Genomic DNA, 19586 nt, shown 5'->3' on the forward strand with positions numbered 1-19586 from the left:
CACTCAGATCCTGCCACCGTCGGCGCGTCGACGGTGGCCTTCCGTTCACCGACCGGTGGGTCCGGGCCGCAACCCGTGCACGAGCTCGACGATGCGGGTCAACACCGTCGGGTCGGCATCGGGCAGGACACCGTGTCCCAGGTTGAACACGTGCCCGGCGGCGGCACGCCCCTCCTCCACGATCCTGTGCACCTCGTCCTCGACGACCGGCCAGGAGGCGAGCAGCAGCGCGGGGTCGAGGTTGCCCTGTACGACAGGGGCGTCCCGGCCGCCCGCGCTCATCCGCCGTGCCGCCTCGTCGAGCGGTACCCGCCAGTCGACCCCCACGACGTCGGCACCGGCCTCGCGCATGGCAGGCAGCAGCTCGCCGGTACCGACACCGAAGTGGATACCCGGTACGCCGGCATCGGCGATACCGGCGAAGACCTTCGACGAGTGCGGCAGCACGAACCGGCGGTAGTCGCGCTCCGACAGCGCCCCTGCCCAGGAGTCGAACAGCTGCACGGCGTCGGCCCCCGCGGCTAGCTGGGCGCGCAGGAACGTGACAGCCATGGTGGCGAGCCTGTCCATCAACCGGTGCCACAGCTCCGGCTCGGCGTGCATCAGCGCCTTGGTCCGCTCGTGGTTCTTGCTCGGGCCGCCCTCGACAAGGTAGGAGGCCAGCGTGAACGGCGCGCCCGCGAACCCGATCAGCGGTGTGCCGCCGAGCTCGCCCACCAACGCACGCACCCCGCCCGCGACCGCGTCGACCTGCTCGGTATGCAGCTCGGGCAGCTGATCCACGTCACTCGCGGTGCGCACCGGCGACCGCACGACAGGACCGACACCGGAGGAGATCTCCACATCCACACCGGCTGCACGCAGCGGCACGACGATGTCGCTGAACAGGATCGCGGCATCGACCCCGTGCCTGCGAACCGGCTGCAGGGTGATCTCGGTGAGCAGATCGGCGTCGAAACACGCGCTGAGCATGTCGACTCCGGTGCGCAACCGCCGGTACTCGGGTAACGAGCGGCCTGCCTGCCGCATGAACCACACGGGCAGCCGCGACGGCTGCCGGCCGCGCGCAGCCAGGAGGAAGGGGGCGTCCGAGAGGTCACGGCGCATGTCGGCGCCCAGTGTCGGCTGCCGGGAGGGGCCGAGCGGTTCAGTGCTGGAGGACATCAGGAATGCATGATCCCACGATGCCCCGCACCGCCGTCATCGGACCTGAACCGGATGGGCATCGCCCGGCGTGGCTGGTCCCCGCATCCGGTACACGCGTCCTACAGTCGGGTATGTGACCGCGATGAGCCACGCGCCGCAGGCGTTCCAGGAAGCGGTGGCCGCACTGTGCGCGGTGCAGTCACGCGCCGAGGTCGTTCTCGAGCCGATGCGACCGCCGCAACGGCTCGCCCCGTGGTCGTACGCCTTGGGCTGCGAGGTCACCGGGCCGGCCGACGTGCTCGCCTCGGGCAGGGTCGTGCTGCTGCACGACCCCGACGGTCACGAGTCCTGGGACGGGGTGCTCCGCCTGGTGACCTACGTGCGCGCCGAGCTCGACCAGGACCTGGCAGGCGATCCGGCTCTCGCGGCGGTGGGGTGGTCGTGGTTGACCGACGCCCTCGAGGCGACCGGCGCCGACTACCTCGCGCTCGGTGGCACCGTGACGAAGACGTCCTCCACGCGGTTCGGCGACATCGGCGGCCCCTCCCAGGCCGACGACCTCGAGCTGCGCGCATCGTGGACACCGGCAAGCACCGAGCTGCGCGCGCACGGTGAGGCCTTCTGCCAGCTGATGGCCAGTGTCGCGGGCCTGCCCCCGGTCGGGGTCACGCTGTTCGGCCAACGTCAGGGCTCCTGAGACGCGCCGCACCCCCGCACACCACCCGGCGCCGGGAGGCACGTCCCGCGACGCACCGGTGTTCCGTACGCGGCCACCCCGTATCCCTGTCGAGATCCCTGTCGAGGACCGCGGCGACCGGTGACCACCACGCTGCGTCACGGGCGTGGGTGATCGCCGCGCGCCGCCGGGCCGTCCACACTACGTGCCGGCGGCGGTAACCCGCCGAGCACTACTCCGGTCCGTTCAAGCAAACCCCCAATATAGGGGAATCGCATCTGCCGAAAGATACGTTAACTGCCGACGCCCTTGTCGCCCCATAGTGTTACGTTGATGCCATAAGGTAATCAATTCACCCGAATACTTACCCTTTCGATCGCCCCACTGACCCTCTCAGGCGGTTAGAGTGCTCTCTACGACACCACTTTCGGTCGACAGCTGGCGCGGTTATCGACCGAGGGTGCCGGTGCCGGTCGGGGGGCACGACCGACTCCAGGGAGGTAGTGACGTGGCTGCCGTCGGCTTCACTCAGGCCGTCCGTTCCACGCCAGCTGGCGCGTTGCCAGCAAGCATGGTTCCGCATCCGCGGGAGGAGCTGTTCTCGGTACTGGTGGTCGATGACCACCCGCTGCTGAGAGAGGCGATTTCCGCACGACTAGCACAGATGGGAGCAGGTACCGTCCACGAGGCCGCTTCGGTGGCCGAGGCGAGACTGCGGGCGTCGGCCACCGGGCCGTGCGACCTCGCGATCCTCGACCTCGGGTTGCCGGACGGCAGTGGTATCGAGCTCGTCGCCGAGCTTCGCCATCACAACTGGCCACGCATCGTCGTACTCGCGTCCTCGGACGATCCGTACGCGGTGCGCGCCGCATTCCAAGCGGGTGCTCAGGCGTACTTGCTCAAGTCGGCATCACCGGTCGCCGTGACGGACGGGGTACGCCGGGTTCTCGAGGGTGGCGTATACGCCGATCCCGGTGTGGCTCCGGTCCTGGCTACCGGAACGCGGGTCCCGAGTACCGACAACACCCCGAGGGAGTTGTCCTCCCGCGAGGTGCAGGTACTCCAGCTCGTCGCGGACGGCAAGTCCAACAAGGAAATCGGCGACGAGCTGAGCCTGTCAGCGCTCACGGTGAAGTCTCACCTGTCGCGCATCGGCAGGAAGCTCGGCACCGGCGACCGGGCGCAGATGGTCGCGTTGGCCATGCGCGCGGGCGTCATCCGCTGAGCCCGCGAGTGGTGCTCTGACCGGTGGACGTGGCCCCGCCCCGCAGGGGTCGGGCCGCGCCCACCGGTCAGCCGTGCGCTACGGGACGGGCACGAGTCGCGCCCGTCCCGTAGTCTGCGGTATGTGAGCACCGCCAAGGACGACACGGTAGCCGACGGTCCCGCGGATACGGCACGGTCCGAGGGGCTCACCGCATTGACCGAGCCTGCCGAGGGCACGCCACCGGTGGTCGAGGACCGTGCCGGGCTGCAGCGCGCCTGCGACGCGGTGGCCGCGGGCACCGGGCCGGTCGCGATCGACACCGAGCGGGCTTCCGGGTACCGCTACTGGCAGCGGGCGTACCTGGTGCAGGTTCGCCGCGACGGGTCGGGCACCCACCTGATCGATCCCGTCGCCCTCGACGGGGCACTGGATCCCCTGGCCACGGTACTGGCCGGGACCGAGTGGGTACTGCACGCCGCGTCGCAGGACCTGCCGTGCCTGGCCGAGCTCGACCTCCGTCCGGCTGCGCTGTTCGACACCGAGCTCGCCGCCCGGCTTGCCGGGTTCCCGCGCGTGGGCCTGGGCACGCTTGTCGAGCAACTACTGGGGTTCCAGCTGGCCAAGGGGCACGGTGCCGCCGACTGGTCCACCCGCCCGCTGCCGCGATCCTGGCTCGACTACGCCGCACTGGACGTCGAGCTGCTGCTGCCACTGCGGCGGTCGCTGATCGAGGTTCTCGACAGGGACGGGAAGCTGGCGTGGGCCGAGGAGGAGTTCGACGCGGTCCGGCAGGCACCCGCGCCCGCCCCTCGCAGTGAGCCGTGGCGGCGTACCTCCGGCATCCACAAGGTACGTACCCGGCGAGGGCTGGCTGTGGTGCGTGAGCTCTGGAACGCCCGCGACGCACAGGCCCGCAAGCGTGACCGCGCCCCTGGCAGGGTCCTTCCGGACAAGGCGATCATCGCGGCTGCCCAGGAGATCCCCGGCAGCGTGGAGGAGCTGGTCGCGCTACCCGGGTTCGGTGGCCAGCACCAGCGACGTCATGCGGGTACGTGGCTGCGCCGGATCAACCTCGCCCGCACATCCGGCGAGCACGAGCTTCCGCTCCTCACGCGCAACGGCTCCGACCCGCCGCCGCCGAACAAGTGGGGCGACCGCGACCCCGACGCCGCGGCCCGGCTCACCGCCGCCCGGGCTGCGCTGACCGAGATGGCCGAGCGGCACGAGCTGCCGGTCGAGAACCTGGTACAGCCCGATCTGGTGCGTAAGCTCTGCTGGGAGCCGCCTGCCGACATCGGAGTGGACGGTACGGCCACCGCCCTGCGGGCAGGGGGCGCGCGGCCGTGGCAGGTGAGCCTGACCACCGAGCCACTCAGCCGTGCCCTCGGGACTTCGGCAACGTGACTCCCCCCGTCCCCCGCCCGACCCGCAGCACCTCGCCGAGCGCCGCCATGGCGTCGTGCAGCTGCCGGTCCGACAGGTACGGGGCGGGACCGAACCGCAGGTAGTCGCCACGGTGGTCGGTGTACACGCCGTATCGCGCGAGCGAGGCCCGCACCGCCGAGGCTTCCGCGCAGCGGAGCGCGAGGAAACCCGCGTAGTCCGACCGCGGGCGGGACCGGTCGCGGGTGACCAGCTCGGGCGGCAAGGCCAGCTCGTCGAAGGCGTCGGCGAGTACACCGGTCTGGTGCAGCGAGACCTCACGCAGGAACGCGGGAGTCAGGCCCTGCTCGCGGAAGAACCCGAACACGCTGGCCGCCCGGTAATGGCTGGTCGGATCGTACGTCGCGCCCGCGAACCGCGCGGACCCGCTGCCGTAGACCACCTCGCCGGCCCCGGGCCGCTCGGAGCGTGCGGAGAACTCGCTGAACCACCCGGTGACGACAGGGCGGAACCGGTCGGCGTGCCCGGGAAGGCGCAGGAAACAGTTGCCCTCGCCGAGCTGGAGGTACTTGTACCCCCCGCCCACGATCCACGCCGCACCGAGCCCCTGCTCGTGAATCGGCATCTCGAGCACCCCGAGAGCGTGGTAGGCATCGACGAGCAGCTCGACGTCCCACCGCGCGCACGACTCGGCGAGCCCGTCCAGCCCGGGCACGATCCGTGCCGTCTCGAACAACACGGCCGACACGAGTACGGCCGAGGCACGCCCGTCCACCTCGGCGGCAAGCCGCTCGGCGAGCGTGTCCGCGGGCTCAGCAGGCACGCGCACCACCTCGACTCCCGCCTCGGCCAGCCGGTCGAGCTGCCTGCGCACCGTGTGGAACTCCCCGTCGGTGGTCACCAGCCTGCGCCTACCGCACAGGTCGAGACCGGAGAGGAACCGCACGACCAGCTCGTGCGTGCTCGCCCCCAGAGCGAGCTCCCCACCGGGATCGCCCAGCAGCGCGCGGTAGCCGTCCCGCACCTCCTCGGCCTTACCTGCCGCGCGATCCCACTTCCCGTCGAGCTCGGCCGCGGCATCGGTGAACGCCGCGAGCTGCCCCTCGATCGCGACATCGGGCCACGCCTGATGGGAGTGCCCCGTCAGCGGGAGCCGGTTCGCCACGTCGGACCGTGAGTAGTGCTGGGCCAGCGCGTTCGGGCTGGCCCGCAGGTCCGCCAGCCGGGGTCCTCCGCCCGGTGCGGGTACGTGTTCGTTCACAGCCTGCTCCGCACCGCCCACAAGTCCGGGAACACCGGCACACCCACGGTGGAGCGCAGGTAGGACGCTCCGGAGGAGCCCCCTGTCCCCTGCTTGTCCCCGATCGTGCGCTGCACCATCATCATGTGCCGGTAGCGCCACTCCTGCTGGCCTTCGTCGAGGTCGACGAGGTGCTCGCAGATGGTGGCCGGTCCGCCGTCATCGGCATAGACACGCAACAGCACGTCCTGCACCTCCTCGGAAGGTTCCCATGGTAGGCGCACATCGCGCCGCAGCGCCTCCTCCGGAACCGGGTAGTCGTGGCGTGCCAGGTAGCCGAGGAACGAGTCGAACAGCGACGGGTTCTCCATCGCCTCCGCGATCCGCTGCCGGGCAACACTCTCCTGCGGGTAGTGCTCGAACGCCTGCCGAGCACGCCTGCCGAGCACGGCCTCCAGCTCGCGGAACTGCGCGGACTCGAAGCCGCTCGCGGCATCCAGCCGTGCGCGGAACCCGGCGAACTGGCTGGGTGTCATCGTCTCCAGCACGTCGATCTGGGCCACGACGACCTTGAGGATCGTCAGTGCCCTGCGCAACGTCCGGACCGAGTGCGCGGTGTCTCCCGCCTCCAGGCACGACCTCAGGTGCGACAGCTCGTGCAGCAGCTGCTTGAACCACAGCTCGTAGACCTGGTGGATCACGATGAACAGCATCTCGTCGTGCTCGTCGGACCTCGGCCGTTGCGCGCCGAGGATCTCCGGTAGCGCGAGGTAGGACTCGTAGGTCAGTGCCGCGTTCCGTTCCGTCATCCCGTGCATCCTGCCATTGACCCGGCACCTGCCGCGCCGTCTTGACGGCAGATCCTGTATGCCGTCGCCACGGCGTCGCGCCCGGGCACGGTCAGGGAGGCCGCCGTCCTGCACGCCGAGCTGATGGCGTCACTGGTCGCGGTGACAGGAGGATCGGCGCTCGTCGCCATCGGCGCGGGTTGTCTCGTCCCGTTGCTCGCACCGCGAACGTGGCTAGCATCGAGGATGATGAGCATGCGCGCGGACTCCAACGACCCGGCAGGCGAGCACAGCGGTGCCGGGACCGGCGAAGCCTGCGACGAGCACGAGCCGGATGTCGGCGCCCTCGCGGCGCTGCTCGCGAGCAGCGAGCGGGTCGTGGCGCTCACCGGAGCGGGCGTGTCGGTGCCCTCGGGTATCCCGGACTTTCGCAGCCCGGACAGCGGGCTGTGGAACACCGTCGACCCGATGGACGTGGCCACCATCGATGCCTTCCACCGCGACACCAAGGGGTTCTGGGACTTCTACCGGCCACGCCTGGACATGGTCCGGCAGAAGCGGCCCAATGCCGCACACGAAGCACTTGTCGAGCTGGAACGGCGCGGCCGGTGCGACGCGGTGATCACACAGAACATCGACGGTCTCCATCAGGCGGCAGGCAGTACCGGGGTCGTCGAGGTACACGGGTCGATCGGCACGTCCAGCTGCACGAGCTGCGGCGCCACGTGGACTCTCGACGAGACCGAGTCGCTGTTCGGCGACGACGGCATCGCGACCTGCACCCGCTGTTCCGGCAAGGTCAAGCCGGACGTCGTGCTGTTCGGCGAGCTACTGCCCGCCGGGGCGATGGAACGGGCACGCGACCTGGCCGCCCGGGCCGACCTGTTGCTCTGTGCCGGTTCCTCGCTCGAGGTCTACCCTGTCGCCGAGCTACCCGCGCTCACGCACGAGGGCGGTGGCCGGATCGCCGTCGTCACGCAGGGCTCCACTCCCTACGACGAGGTGGCCGACGTGCGGGTGACCGGCGACGTCGCTACCGCGCTGCCCAGTGCGGTCAGCGAGCTCTGACGCGCCGAGAACCGGCAGGGACCACCACCGCTCAACGCACGCAGGCTCGGCCGCGGGCAGCACTCGATCACCGCTGCAATCGCGGGCACGGGATCGGCGGCCCCACCACTGACACACTATCAAGTGACTTGCCACCAGAAATGGGCACTAATATCCTTAATCTCCGAGGGTGGTTCGTATTTTTCTACGGCCTCACACCTGGGGGTGTTTATGCCTACCGGATCCATACCCGACAAACAACACTCGTACATTCTCTATGACGCCACTTGTTCGATGTGCTCACAAGTCGCGCAGACGGTTCGAGATCTGGGAATCTTCTCGCTCGATGTTCGAAGCTTGCAAGACCCCCACACGAGGAATCTACTCGAACTGGGTGGCCGCGCCGAGCTCTTCGAACCAGCCCTTGTAGAGGTGGAAAATGGTTCTGTAACAGTCCACACGGGCTTGCGAATGCGAACGAGGCTCGTCCGGCGCGTTGGTTTGCGAAACGCACTTCGTATCGTCAACGCCATAGTGAGATCAACACCTACGAGCCACGCAGGCACACCTCGAAGGAACTTCTTGTACCAGACAGGGCTCGCGGGTGTTGCCGCTCTCGCTTTTCCCCAGCTCATTACACGATCCGCGCACGCGTCCCCCGGCGAAAACAACATCGTTAGCGATTACACCAACAACATAGTCGACTCACAAGAACTTGCCCAAGACAGGATAGCGAGAGAACTACGACACCGAGACGTACAAGATGACCTGAACAAATCTCTGGCCGCAGCTCACAGACGATTCAAGGACACCGGCGGCGACGCAGGATCCATACCGCGATCAGCGTCCACGGAAGAGATCGGCAGTGCCGACAAGACCGTCGGTGTCGAGCACACCACGAGAAATGGCAGCACAGTAATTGCACTGTCAATGATATTTTCGGGCTTGTTGGTTGCCTCGTACAGGATCCTGGAGGGCGCCGGCGGATCGGAGCATGTCCAAACATTCGTATATCTGTCCTCCCCGCGAGGCGAGCGCGCGGAACTGATAATCCAGAGCGACCAAGGACGCGTTTACAGCAAGGCAGCGAACGAGGCACGTCAGCAGACCTGCGTCGATGACGTCGACTGTGGAACTGATCCGTGCATGGTATGCCGCGGCAATGGCTGCGACTTCGACTTCTCATGCGCCGCACAATGCTGCGGGCCGTGCTCCGTTTCCTGTATCACGCCACCGTATGCCGACTGCGGTGTCTGCGTACTCGCGTGGTGTCCTGCATGCATAGCCATCGCAAAGTGTTGCACCGGCGGTGCGAGCACCGGCACATGCCAATGGCGTGAGGCGTGCTCGTAGTTGCCGACCACACGATTACAGATATTCGAAGCATATGTTCCGAACCCATCCGTTCAAAACGCTATCGACCCCACCCGCTACTACGCACGCCTGCGGCGCTCGGTGACGCCGTGCGGGTCGCGAGACGGCGCCGGACCGTGACCGCCACCGGGGTTCAACCACCTGCTCGACGTACTCGCGTAACGGGCTGACCCGACGAACCAACCGGCAGCGGGCTCGGAAGCTACGTCGGCCCGTCATCCTGTGCGCCGCGCGGATACCGGTGACGCGGGCAGCCCGCTCGAGCGGAGTTTCCCGGCGAGTAGCGACCGGCCATCGTACGGCTGATCAGGGTCCTTGCTGCACGGGCATCCGCCACCCGCAGCATGTTCTCACCCGGCAGCACCCTGCCCACCGGATCGGCTGCGCGGTAGGTCACACTTCGGTAGAGATGTTGGGTTCCAGCTCCGGCGTGGACTATCTTCCGGTGGTCCGTCGCGGACGTTACCTGCTGGGCATCCTGCCGTCGCGGACGTCCGCATCATGCAACAGTGCAGCATCGTGGGGATATGCGAATGGACACAGTAATCGACAGGCTCGAGGAGATCCGTGACTTCATCCTGGGACCGTGGCTCCTCATCCCTCTCCTGCTGCTGACCGGCTTCTACCTGACGATCGTCCTGCGTGGTGTTCAGTTCCACCGCTTCGGGTACGCGTTCTGGCTGGCGCTGGTCAAGCGTAAAGAGGGTGGCGCCGAGGGCGACATCAGCCATTATCAGGCGCTCACGGTAGCGCTGGCAGCCACCATCGGCGTGGGCAACATCGCCGGTGTCGGCACGGCGATCGCTTTCGGTGGTCCCGGTGCGCTGTTCTGGATGTGGGTCACCGGGCTGGTCGGCATGGCCACCAAGTACTCCGAGGCGTTTCTCGGCGTGAAGTACCGCCGAGTCGACGCCAAAGGTGAGCAGAGTGGCGGACCGATGTTCTACCTGAGTGAGGGCATCAACAACGTCTTCGGGCGTTTCCTGGCGGTCTGGTTCGCGGCGTTCGGCGCGCTCGCGGCTTTCGGGATCGGCAACATGGTGCAGGCCAACAGCCTCGCCGACGCGCTCAACGCCGAATGGGACATTCCCTTCTGGATCAGCGGGATCGTACTGATGATCGCTGCGGCTGCGGTGATCCTCGGTGGTATCCGCAGTATCGGCCGGTTCACCGCTGCGTTCGTCCCCTTCATGGCCATCATCTATCTGATCGGCGCCACCGGCGTACTGCTGTTCAACGTGGGCGAGCTCCCCGGCGCGCTGGCCACCATCTTCACCGACGCCTTCACCGGGACCGCCGCGACGGGCGGCTTCATCGGCGTCGGGTTCCTCACTGCACTGCGCTGGGGCGTGGCGAGGGGGATCTTCTCGAACGAGTCGGGCCTCGGTACCGGTGGTATCGCCGCCGCGGCGGCGCAGACCACCAACCCGGTACGGCAGGCACTTGTCTCGATGACGCAGACGTTCCTGGATACGCTCGTCGTCGTCACCTTCACCGGCCTGACCATCGTGGTCACCGGCGCGTGGACGGCCGTGGACTCCGCAGGCGACGCGTTGACCGGCGCACCGCTTACTTCGGAGGCGTTCCGTGACGGTCTGCCCGGCGACTGGGGCGGGGTCGTCGTCTCCGTCGGCGTGATCTTCTTCGCCTTCTCCACCCTGCTCAGCTGGTCGTACTACGGCGAGCGGTGTATGGACCGGCTGTTCGGACGCGGCCTGGTGACGCCCTACCGCGTGGTGTTCGTTCTCATCATCTTCCTCGGATCCGTCACCGAGCTCACCACGGTGTGGACGATCGCCGACATCCTCAACGGGCTGATGGCGCTGCCGAACCTGATCGGTCTGCTCGTGCTGTCGCCGCTGATCGCCAGGAAGAGCCGCGAGTTCTTCCAGATGGCCAACTGGAAACAGGTCGAAGACCTGCCCGGCCAGCGGTAGCCCGGGCAGGCACGACCGTGTCGGTGTCAGCGGACGGTTGAGCGGGCGCGAACGAGCTCGCGCCCGCTCAACCGTTCCCGCTCAGCGCGCGGCGGAACAGCGTCGCGATCTCGCCGTGCTCCGGCGTCTCGTCCACCAGCACGGCTTGCATCAGCAACCCGCAGAACAGCGCGGCGACCATGCGTCCGGTCATCGGATCGGTGCGCGAGCCGAACAGCTCCGCCATGGCGTTGTCCCAGTCCGCGGCTGCTTTGCGCAGGTGTGGCCGATGCAGCGCGAGCGCGTACAGGTTGTACTCGACGATCGTGTGCTCCCGATGCTCGGTGAGTGACCGGACCACGAAGTCGGCGAGCGCGTCCGCGAGGTCGACGCCGGGATCGAGGGAGCGTTCCCACTCGCGCAGCTGTGTGATGCTGCCCTCGGCCGCCTGCTCCAGCGCGACCGCGACCAGGTCGTCCATCGTCGCGAAGTGATAGGTCGTCGACCCGAGTGGAACGCCCGCTTGTGCCGCCACGCGGCGGTGCGTCAGCGCGTCGATGCCCTGCTCGGCCACCACCGAGATAGCCGCCCTCGCGATGCGGTTGCGCCGGTCCGGGTCGTTCGGCCCGCGCCTGCCCTGCGCACGCCCCGGCGATGAGGCACCTGCCTCCCCGTCGCCACCGACCGCTCTGCTTGTCGTCATGACCGTCGAGTACCCCCTTCGCGCAGTACCAACCGTGCCCTCCGCCATTTCATGATCACACGAAGGCTCCGTTCCTGGTCACCCACCTGATGTGGACATCAGTACACATTCTATGTACGATTGTACGCAGCTTGTGCCGCGCGGCACCAGAGTCAAACGAGTGAACAGCGATTGGGACGACGAACCGGATGAAGGATCTCTACATCGACGGCATCTGGAGCGGGCCCTCGGCAGAACAGCCGGAGAGCTCCAGGACCGTACTCAACCCGTACGACGCAGGCGAGCTCACCACGGTCGCCGAAGCAGGCAGCGCCGATGTCGATCTCGCCGCACGCGCCGCGCGGCGCGCATTCCAGCAGGGGGCGTGGCCGGACACCACGGCCGCCGAGCGCGGCGAGCTGCTCAGGCGCATCGCCGACCTGCTCGTCCGGGACCGCGAGGAGCTCGCGAGGATCGAGAGCCTGGACACCGGCAAGACCGTCGCCGAGGGGCGCATCGATGTGGACGACATCACCGCGGTCTTTCGCTACTACGCCGGACTCGCCGGGGTCGACGCCGGGCGGGTGATCGACGCAGGCAACCCGGACGTGGTCAGCCGGGTCGTCTACGAACCCGTCGGGGTGTGCGCCCTGATCGCGCCGTGGAACTACCCGCTGCTGCAGATGTCGTGGAAGCTCGCCCCCGCGCTGGCCGCGGGCAACACGATGGTCATCAAGCCGAGCGAGCTCACCCCGCTGTCGACCATCCAGCTCGTCGCGCTGATCGCCGAGGCGGGCGCCCCGGCGGGCGTGGTGAACCTCGTCCTCGGATCCGGAGCCACCGTCGGGTCCACGATGGTGCAACACCCCGAGGTCGACCTCGTGTCGTTCACCGGCGGACTCGAGACCGGCCGTAAGGTCATGTCGATGGCCGCTGCGGACATCAAGAAGGTGGCACTCGAGCTCGGCGGCAAGAACCCCAACGTGGTCTTCGCCGACGCGGACTTCGACACGGCCGTCGACTACGCGCTCGCCGCCGCGTTCTTCCACTCCGGGCAGGTGTGCTCGGCAGGCTCACGGCTGATCGTCGAGGACAGCGTGCACGATGCCTTCGTCGCCGAGCTGGCGCGGCGCGCCGACGCCATCAGACTGGGTAACGGGCTCGACCCCGACACCGAATGCGGACCGCTGGTCTCGGCCGAGCACCGGGCGAAGGTGGAACGCTACATCTCCGAGGCCACCGGGTACGGCGCGCGCCTGGTCACCGGCGGCACTCGCCCCGACGACCCCGAGCTGGCCGACGGGTTCTTCCTGCGCCCGACCGTGTTCGGCGACTGCACATCGGACATGCCGATCGTGCGCGAGGAGGTATTCGGCCCCGTCGTCACCGTTGAACGGTTCAGCGACGAGTCGGAAGCCGTCAGCCTGGCCAACGACACCGAGTACGGGCTCGCAGGCGCCGTGTGGACCAGCGATGCCTCCGTGGCCCAACGGGTCGCCAACCGGATGCGGCACGGGACCGTCTGGGTCAACGACTACCACCCCTACGTGCCGCAGGCCGAGTGGGGCGGGTTCGGACGCTCCGGGGTCGGGCGCGAGCTGGGCAAGGCCGGGCTCGACGAGTACCGCGAAGCCAAGCACATCTACCAGAACATCCGGCCACAACCCATGCGCTGGTTCGCGGGAGCCTGAGCACCGCGAACGCGCGGGACCGGCACCGGCAGCCGCGCAGCGACGAGGAACGCACCCCGGGAAGCACACGCAATCGAAGGGCGAGACGACACCGTGAACATGCTGACCAACACAGTGGACGATCACTACGACTACATCGTCGTCGGCGGGGGTTCGGCCGGGAGCGCGCTGGCCAACAGGCTCAGTGCCGACCCGTCGAACAAGGTTCTCGTCCTCGAAGCCGGGCGGCCCGACTGGATCTGGGACCTGTTCATCCACATGCCGGCCGCCCTGACGATGGTGATCGGTAACCGGTTCTACGACTGGCGCTACGAGTCCGAGCCCGAGCCGTACATGGGCGGTCGCCGGGTCTACCACGGCCGCGGCAAGGTACTCGGTGGCTCGAGCTCGATCAACGGCATGATCTTCCAGCGCGGCAACCCGCTCGACCTGGAGCGCTGGGCCGCCGACCCCGGGATGGAGACCTGGGACTACGCGCACTGCCTGCCCTACTTCAAGCGCATGGAAACCTGCGTGGCCGGGGGCGACGAGTGGCGTGGCGACGACGGCCCGCTCTGGATCGAGCGTCGCGGGGCAGAGCATCCCCTCTTCGGTGCCTTCCTCGACGCGGCCCAGCAGGCCGGTCACCCGCTCACCGACGACGTGAACGGTTACCGCCAGGAGGGCTTCTCCCCCTTCGACAGCATGATCCGCGAAGGCAAACGCTGGTCGGCCGCACGTGCGTACCTGCACCCCGTCAAGGCCCGCCCCAACCTCACCGTCCAGTGCCTCGCACAGGTCAACCGGGTCCTCATGGACGGCAACCGGGCTACCGGTGTCGAGTACAAACGCCCGGGAAGCAGGCCCAAACGGGTGCACGCCGGCGAGGTCATCCTGGCGGGCGGCGCCATCAACACCCCCCAGCTGCTCCAGCTTTCCGGTATCGGCAACGCACGCGAGCTCTCCGAGCTCGGCATCGACGTCGTCGCCGACCTGCCGGGTGTCGGCGAGAACCTGCAGGACCACCTGGAGGTATACATCCAGCACGCCTGCACCCGGCCGGTGTCGTTCAACCCGTCGCTGAAGATGCACAACAGGCCCAAGGTCGGCCTGCAGTGGCTCTTCGGCAAGAAGGGACCCGCGGCCACCAACCATTTCGAGGCAGGCGGCTTCGTGCGGGGCAACGACCAGGTCGACTACCCCAACCTGATGTTCCACTTCCTGCCGATCGCGGTGCGCTACGACGGCACCTCGGTCGACGCCGAGCACGGATACCAGGTACACATCGGACCGATGTACTCCGACGTTCGGGGGAGCGTGAAGATCCGCTCCACCGATCCGACCGAGCATCCCGCGCTGCGCTTCAACTACCTGTCCACCGAGAACGACAGGCGTGAATGGATCGAAGCCGTCCGGGTCGCGCGGGAGATCCTCCGGCAGCCCGCGTTCGCCGAGTTCGACGGTGGCGAGCTCTCCCCGGGACCGGAGGTCACCAGTGACGAGGACATCCTGAACTGGGTCGCCTCCGACGCCGAGACCGCGTACCACCCGTCGTGCACGGCCAAGATGGGTACCGGCCCCGACTCCGTCGTCGACCCCACCTCGATGAAGGTGCACGGCACGGAAGGCCTCCGCGTCGTGGACGCGTCGGCGATGCCGTACCTGACCAACGGCAACATCTACGCGCCGGTGATGATGCTGGCCGAGAAGGCAGCCGACCTCGTTCTCGGCAACACCCCACTGCCCCCGTCCTACGCCGACTACTACCGGCACGGATCCTCCGAGCAGGAGGCACGCTGACGCACGTCACGTACCGGCCACTCCCCTGATGTGGCCATCGAGACGATCCGACCCAGGAAGGCGAGATTGTGACCACCCTCCACGAGCATTCCGAGCGATCCGACGATCGGCACGACCGATTATCCGAGCCCGTCATCTCGGTTCGCGACCTGTGGAAGGTCTTCGGCGCCAGAGCCGCAGAGGTGCCGAGCTCCCCCGAACTGTGCGCGCTGAGCAGGCGCGAGCTGCTGGAACAGACCGGATGCACCACGGCGGTCCGGGAGATCGACTTCGACGTCGCCGAGGGCGAGGTCTTCGTCGTGATGGGCCTGTCCGGCTCCGGGAAGTCCACACTGGTCAGGTGCCTGACCCGGCTGATCGAACCGACATCGGGCTCGATCAGCTTCGAGGGCGACGACCTGCTCGCCGCGGGCGACAAGCAGCTGCGCGAGCTGCGACGCAACAAGTTCTCCATGGTCTTCCAGCACTTCGGGCTCCTCCCCCACCGGCGCGTCATCGACAATGTCGCGTTCGGGCTGGAGGTCAACGGGGTCGGCAAGGCGCAGCGCGCAACGCGCGCCCAGGAAGTCATCGAGCTCGTCGGTCTCGGCGGCAACGAGACCTCCTACCCCCACCAGCTCTCCGGCGGAATGCAACAGCGCGTCGGCCTCGCTCGCGCTCTCGCGGGCGACCCCGATGTGCTGTTCTTCGACGAGCCGTTCTCCGCACTGGACCCGTTGATCCGGCGGGACATGCAGAGCGAGGTGATACGGCTGCACAGGGAGATGGGTAAGACGATGGTGTTCATCACCCACGACCTGTCCGAGGCCCTCAAGCTCGGCGACCGGATCCTGATCATGCGCGACGGGCAGGCCGCCCAGGTCGGTACCGGGGACGAGCTGATCGGCGCGCCCGCCGACGACTACATCCGCGACTTCGTGCGCGACGTCCCCAAGAGCGACGTGCTGACACTGCGCTGGATCATGCGCGCACCGCGCGAGGACGACGCGCTCGACGGTCCCGAACTGGGGCCTGACGTGGTGGTCAGTGAAGCGACCCGCCGCGTGCTCGAGGCCGACCGGCCCGCCAAGGTCGTCCAGGACGGGCGGCTGCTCGGCATCGTCGGAGACGACGAGATTCTCGCCATTGTCGCCGGACCGGAAGGCGATCCCGCATGACCGCTCAGGTCTCGGGTACATCGGCTGACGGCCGGTTCGCATCCGTTCTGCGCAGGCCGGGGACCGGGGTCCTGGTGACGGCGATCCTGGGTGGCTGGCTGCTTGCCTGGTACCTGCTGCGGGGAACGCACACCCTGCAGCTCGGCGCGGCCCAGCTCACCGATCTGCACCGCAGCCTCAACGAGGTCAACCACTCGATCGCGACCAGCCGGGACACCAACCCGGTGTTCGTGTACTTCTTCGACGTCATCCGCGTCACCGTGGACGAGATCGCGGCGTTCTTCCAGGCACTGCTGGCCCAACCCGCGTTCGGGTCCCCCACGCCACTGCTCGGCTGGCTCGGTGTCGTCGCGGTCGCCGGGTTCCTCGCCTACGCGGTGGGCAACCTGCGCGTCGCACTGCTGGCCGTGGGAGGCCTCGTCTTCCTCGGACTGCAGGGGCTGTGGCAGGAGAGCATGGACACGCTCGCGCTGACCATGGCGGCTGTACTGATCGCCCTGCTGTTCACCATCCCGCTCGGCGTGTATGCCGGGTTGTCGGACAGGTTCCACCGCCTGATCACGCCGGTGCTCGACTTCATGCAGACGATGCCGACCTTCGTCTACCTCGCGCCGTTGACGCTGTTCTTCCTGATCGGCCCCGCCTCGGCGACCATCGCCACCATGATCTACGCCGCCCCGCCGACCATCCGGCTGACCGCGCACGGCATCCGGTCGGTACCCGAGCAGATGCTCGAGGCGAGCAGGTCGCTCGGGGCGACGCGCTGGCAGTCACTGACCAAGGTGCTGCTGCCCACCGCCAAACGCACGATCGTGCTCGGCATCAACCAGACCATGATGGCCGCGCTGGCCATGGTGACGATCGCGGCGCTGATCAACGCGCCCGGGCTGGGCCGGACGGTGATCAACGCGCTGCAGACCCGCGACGTGGGCACAGCCTTCAACGGCGGCCTGGCCATCGTGGTGCTCGCCATCGTCATCGACCGTGTCACCACGGCGGCCGGTACGCGGCAGGAACAGGACGCGCCGGCGGGAACCGCCCGGGGACCGCTCGCGCGCCGGGGCGTGCTGCTGGCCACAGGCGTGCTCGCCCTCGTAGGGGTCTGGTACTCGCGTACGTATCTCTGGGCGGCGGAGTTTCCCGGTACCGCGCACGTGGGGCGCTGGGTCACGGTAGTGACCGCCACGGCCACCGAGTGGGTCAAGGACAACTTCGCGGTACTCACCACCGGGGTGAAGAACACGGTCACCGCCGTGGCCATCGACCCACTGCAGGCTCTGCTGACCGAGTCGCCGTGGTGGCTGGTCACCGCGGTGGTGCTCGCGCTGGCCGTGGTGATCGGCAGTATCCGCGCGGCGATCGTGGCCGCCGTCTGCCTGAGCCTGATCATCCTGACCGGGTTGTGGCACGACGCCATGATCACACTGGCCTCGGTGCTGATCGCCACCGCGCTCGTGGTGGCTCTCGCGGTGGTGGTCGGCGTCTGGATGGGGCGCAGTCCCCGCGTCGACCACGTCATCCGTCCCGTTCTCGATGCCGGGCAGACGATGCCACCGTTCGTCTACCTGGTTCCCTTCCTCGCGCTGTTCGAGGCGACCAGGTTCACCGCGATCATCGCCGCGGTGCTGTACGCCTCACCCGTCGCGATCAAGATCGTCACCGACGGCATCCGCGCGGTGTCGCCGACGACGGTGGAAGCGGCGACAGCCACCGGGGCGAGTACCTGGCAAACCATCACGAAGGTGCAGATCCCGATGGCCAGGCACGCCCTGACCCTCGCGGCCAACCAGGGGCTCATCTACGTGCTGTCCATGGTCGTCGTCGGCGGCCTCGTCGGCGCGGGCGCGCTCGGCTACGACGTTGTCGCCGGGTTCGTCCAGGCATCGCTGTACGGCAAGGGACTCGCTGCCGGGGTCGCGATCGTACTGCTCGGCATCATGCTCGACCGCATCACGCAGGCCGCGGCCAAGCGCGCCGGCGGTGCGCACTAGACCCCGCCCCTGGGCAGGGCGCCACCGTTCTCGCCCGCCGGGAACGACCGAACACCGAACAAGGAGGTATCCCATGACGGGACGACACCGCACCACATCACGATGGCTCGCCGGCACGGCAGGCGCGGCCGCGGCGCTGCTCGCGCTGACCGCCTGCGGCGGGGAGCGCATCGGTGACGACACCGACTCGGCGGCAGGCGGCGACTGTGGCGAGTTCAACCTCGCTGTCAGTCCGTGGGTCGGCTACGAGGCCAACGCCGTCGTGATCGCCCACGTCGCCGAGACCGAGCTGGGCTGCACGGTGCACAAGAAGGAGCTCCAGGAAGAGGTCGCCTGGCAGGGCTTCGGCACCGGTGAGGTCGACGCGATCGTGGAGAACTGGGGCCACGAGGACCTCAAGCAGCGCTACATCGAGGAGCAGGGCACCGCCGTGGAAGCCGGCTCGACCGGTGTCAAGGGAGAGATCGGCTGGTTCGTCCCGGAGTGGATGACCGAGGAGTACCCGGACATCACGGACTGGGAGAACCTCAACGACTACTCGGACATGTTCCAGACCTCCGAGTCCGGCGACAAGGGCCAGTTCCTGGCAGGCGACCCGGGCTTCGTCTCCAACGACGAAGCGCTGGTGGAGAACCTCGACCTCGACTACAAGGTCGTGCACGCCGGAAGCGAGGCCGCGCTCAACGAGGCGTTCAGGCGCGCCCACGAGGAGCGTGAGCCGCTGCTCGGCTACTTCTACCGGCCGCACTGGCTGGAGGCCGAGATCGACGTGGCGCGCGTCGAGCTGCCGCCCCACGAGGAGGGCTGCGACGACGTGCGCGAGGAGGTCGACTGTGACTACCCGGAATACGATCTCGACAAGATCGTCCGGGCGGAGTTCGCCGAGGAGGGCGGCCCGGCATACCAGCTCGTCGACAACTTCGAGTGGACCAACGAGGATCAGGTCCAGGTGGCCAGCTGGATCACCCAGGACGACATGGAGCCGGCCGAGGCCGGAAAGAAGTGGGTCGAGGAGAACCAGGACGTGGTGCAGACCTGGCTCGGCCAGGAGTGACGGCCCTCGCACGAGCACGGCTGTCGGACAGCCGTGCTCGTGCGAGAATCAGAGTATGACCACCGATCGCAATGTGCTGGGCGGCGAACTCGAGGTCTGCGGTACCGACCCGGTGACCGGTTTCTACCGGGACGGCTGCTGCAACACCGGCGAGGAGGATCTCGGGAACCACTCGGTGTGTGCCGTGGTCACCGCGGACTTCCTCGCCAACCAACACTCGGCGGGCAACGACCTGTCCACGGCACGCCCCGAGTTCGGCTTCCAGGGGCTCGAGCCGGGCGACCGCTGGTGCGTCTGCGCCGCTCGCTGGCTACAGGCCTATGAAGCCGGCGCCGCGCCGCCCGTGGTACTCGCGGCGACACACGCCAAGGCACTCGACGTCGTCCCCCTGGAGGCGCTCCGGGAGCACGCCGTCGACGTCCCCGCCGACCCCAGCAGCCTGACCTAGCCGCCGC

15 protein-coding genes are annotated in these 19586 nt (G+C 68.1%); 11 read left to right on the top strand and 4 right to left on the bottom strand.

Annotation, left to right across the window (positions count from 1 at the left end):
• Positions 1 to 45: 45 nt before the first annotated feature.
• Positions 46 to 1164 carry a uroporphyrinogen decarboxylase gene (gene hemE / locus H0B56_RS11010; RefSeq protein WP_246361028.1) on the bottom strand — a complete coding sequence of 373 codons (1119 nt, stop codon included), beginning with the start codon at positions 1162 to 1164 and terminating at the stop codon, positions 46 to 48.
• A 115-nt stretch (positions 1165 to 1279) separates the two neighbouring features.
• Between hemE and H0B56_RS11015 the strand changes: the two genes are divergently transcribed.
• The 3 genes from H0B56_RS11015 (at position 1280) to H0B56_RS11025 (ending at position 4433) form a co-directional block, all read left to right on the top strand.
• On the top strand, positions 1280 to 1843 hold the full coding sequence (locus tag H0B56_RS11015) for a DUF3000 family protein (protein ID WP_180892865.1): 564 nt from the start codon (positions 1280 to 1282) through the stop codon (positions 1841 to 1843).
• Positions 1844 to 2330: 487 nt separating this feature from the next.
• A complete protein-coding gene (locus H0B56_RS11020; protein WP_089301191.1) occupies positions 2331 to 3047 on the top strand; it encodes a response regulator in 717 nt (238 codons plus the stop codon).
• Positions 3048 to 3170: 123 nt separating this feature from the next.
• Complete coding sequence (locus H0B56_RS11025; protein ID WP_180892866.1) at positions 3171 to 4433, top strand: HRDC domain-containing protein; 1263 nt, start codon at positions 3171 to 3173, stop codon at positions 4431 to 4433.
• Here the strand turns inward: H0B56_RS11025 and H0B56_RS11030 are convergent.
• Both H0B56_RS11030 and H0B56_RS11035 read right to left on the bottom strand, forming a co-directional pair.
• Entirely contained in the window at positions 4402 to 5673 is a 1272-nt protein-coding gene (locus tag H0B56_RS11030) for a kynureninase (RefSeq protein ID WP_343063848.1), read from the bottom strand. The genes H0B56_RS11025 and H0B56_RS11030 overlap by 32 nt on opposite strands.
• Positions 5670 to 6461 (bottom strand): tryptophan 2,3-dioxygenase, encoded by a 792-nt coding sequence (locus H0B56_RS11035; protein ID WP_180892867.1) that lies wholly within the window; start codon positions 6459 to 6461, stop codon positions 5670 to 5672. The genes H0B56_RS11030 and H0B56_RS11035 overlap by 4 nt, the downstream gene beginning before the upstream one ends.
• 228 nt (positions 6462 to 6689) lie before the next feature.
• Here H0B56_RS11035 and H0B56_RS11040 point away from each other — a divergent pair, with 228 nt between their 5' ends.
• Both H0B56_RS11040 and H0B56_RS11045 read left to right on the top strand, forming a co-directional pair.
• Positions 6690 to 7508, top strand: a complete 819-nt coding sequence (locus tag H0B56_RS11040) for an SIR2 family NAD-dependent protein deacylase (RefSeq protein ID WP_219632565.1) — start codon at positions 6690 to 6692, stop codon at positions 7506 to 7508.
• Positions 7509 to 9394: 1886 nt separating this feature from the next.
• Complete coding sequence (locus tag H0B56_RS11045) at positions 9395 to 10798, top strand: alanine/glycine:cation symporter family protein (RefSeq protein WP_180892868.1); 1404 nt, start codon at positions 9395 to 9397, stop codon at positions 10796 to 10798.
• A 67-nt stretch (positions 10799 to 10865) separates the two neighbouring features.
• Here H0B56_RS11045 and H0B56_RS11050 read toward each other — a convergent pair whose 3' ends face one another.
• Entirely contained in the window at positions 10866 to 11480 is a 615-nt protein-coding gene (locus H0B56_RS11050; protein ID WP_180892869.1) for a TetR/AcrR family transcriptional regulator, read from the bottom strand.
• Between the two features lie 188 nt (positions 11481 to 11668).
• Here H0B56_RS11050 and H0B56_RS11055 point away from each other — a divergent pair, with 188 nt between their 5' ends.
• From H0B56_RS11055 to H0B56_RS11080, 6 genes are all read left to right on the top strand, one after another.
• Positions 11669 to 13150 (top strand): aldehyde dehydrogenase family protein, encoded by a 1482-nt coding sequence (locus tag H0B56_RS11055; protein ID WP_180892870.1) that lies wholly within the window; start codon positions 11669 to 11671, stop codon positions 13148 to 13150.
• Positions 13151 to 13249: 99 nt separating this feature from the next.
• Entirely contained in the window at positions 13250 to 14929 is a 1680-nt protein-coding gene (gene betA, locus H0B56_RS11060) for a choline dehydrogenase (RefSeq protein ID WP_219632566.1), read from the top strand.
• Positions 14930 to 14997: 68 nt separating this feature from the next.
• A complete protein-coding gene (locus H0B56_RS11065; RefSeq protein WP_180892871.1) occupies positions 14998 to 16086 on the top strand; it encodes a betaine/proline/choline family ABC transporter ATP-binding protein in 1089 nt (362 codons plus the stop codon).
• Positions 16083 to 18077, top strand: coding sequence for an ABC transporter permease (locus H0B56_RS11070; RefSeq protein ID WP_180892872.1), 1995 nt, complete (start codon positions 16083 to 16085; stop codon positions 18075 to 18077). The genes H0B56_RS11065 and H0B56_RS11070 overlap by 4 nt, the downstream gene beginning before the upstream one ends.
• Positions 18078 to 18150: 73 nt before the next feature.
• Positions 18151 to 19131, top strand: a complete 981-nt coding sequence (locus H0B56_RS11075; protein ID WP_180892873.1) for an ABC transporter substrate-binding protein — start codon at positions 18151 to 18153, stop codon at positions 19129 to 19131.
• Positions 19132 to 19186: 55 nt separating this feature from the next.
• Positions 19187 to 19579 carry a DUF2237 family protein gene (locus H0B56_RS11080; protein WP_180892874.1) on the top strand — a complete coding sequence of 131 codons (393 nt, stop codon included), beginning with the start codon at positions 19187 to 19189 and terminating at the stop codon, positions 19577 to 19579.
• The last annotated feature ends 7 nt before the right edge of the window (positions 19580 to 19586 follow it).

The organism is Haloechinothrix aidingensis (assembly GCF_013450155.1).
GTDB lineage: Bacteria > Actinomycetota > Actinomycetes > Mycobacteriales > Pseudonocardiaceae > Haloechinothrix > Haloechinothrix aidingensis.

What these genes read in the sequence shown, in the direction of transcription:
- hemE (WP_246361028.1), bottom strand. Translation starts at nt 1,164, where the DNA reads ATGTCCTCCAGCACTGAACCGCTCGGCCCCTCCCGGCAGCCGACACTG.
- H0B56_RS11035 (WP_180892867.1), bottom strand. Translation starts at nt 6,461, where the DNA reads ATGACGGAACGGAACGCGGCACTGACCTACGAGTCCTACCTCGCGCTA.
- H0B56_RS11040 (WP_219632565.1), top strand. Translation starts at nt 6,690, where the DNA reads ATGAGCATGCGCGCGGACTCCAACGACCCGGCAGGCGAGCACAGCGGT.
- H0B56_RS11045 (WP_180892868.1), top strand. Translation starts at nt 9,395, where the DNA reads ATGGACACAGTAATCGACAGGCTCGAGGAGATCCGTGACTTCATCCTG.
- H0B56_RS11050 (WP_180892869.1), bottom strand. Translation starts at nt 11,480, where the DNA reads ATGACGACAAGCAGAGCGGTCGGTGGCGACGGGGAGGCAGGTGCCTCA.
- H0B56_RS11055 (WP_180892870.1), top strand. Translation starts at nt 11,669, where the DNA reads ATGAAGGATCTCTACATCGACGGCATCTGGAGCGGGCCCTCGGCAGAA.
- betA (WP_219632566.1), top strand. Translation starts at nt 13,250, where the DNA reads ATGCTGACCAACACAGTGGACGATCACTACGACTACATCGTCGTCGGC.
- H0B56_RS11070 (WP_180892872.1), top strand. Translation starts at nt 16,083, where the DNA reads ATGACCGCTCAGGTCTCGGGTACATCGGCTGACGGCCGGTTCGCATCC.
- H0B56_RS11075 (WP_180892873.1), top strand. Translation starts at nt 18,151, where the DNA reads ATGACGGGACGACACCGCACCACATCACGATGGCTCGCCGGCACGGCA.
- H0B56_RS11080 (WP_180892874.1), top strand. Translation starts at nt 19,187, where the DNA reads ATGACCACCGATCGCAATGTGCTGGGCGGCGAACTCGAGGTCTGCGGT.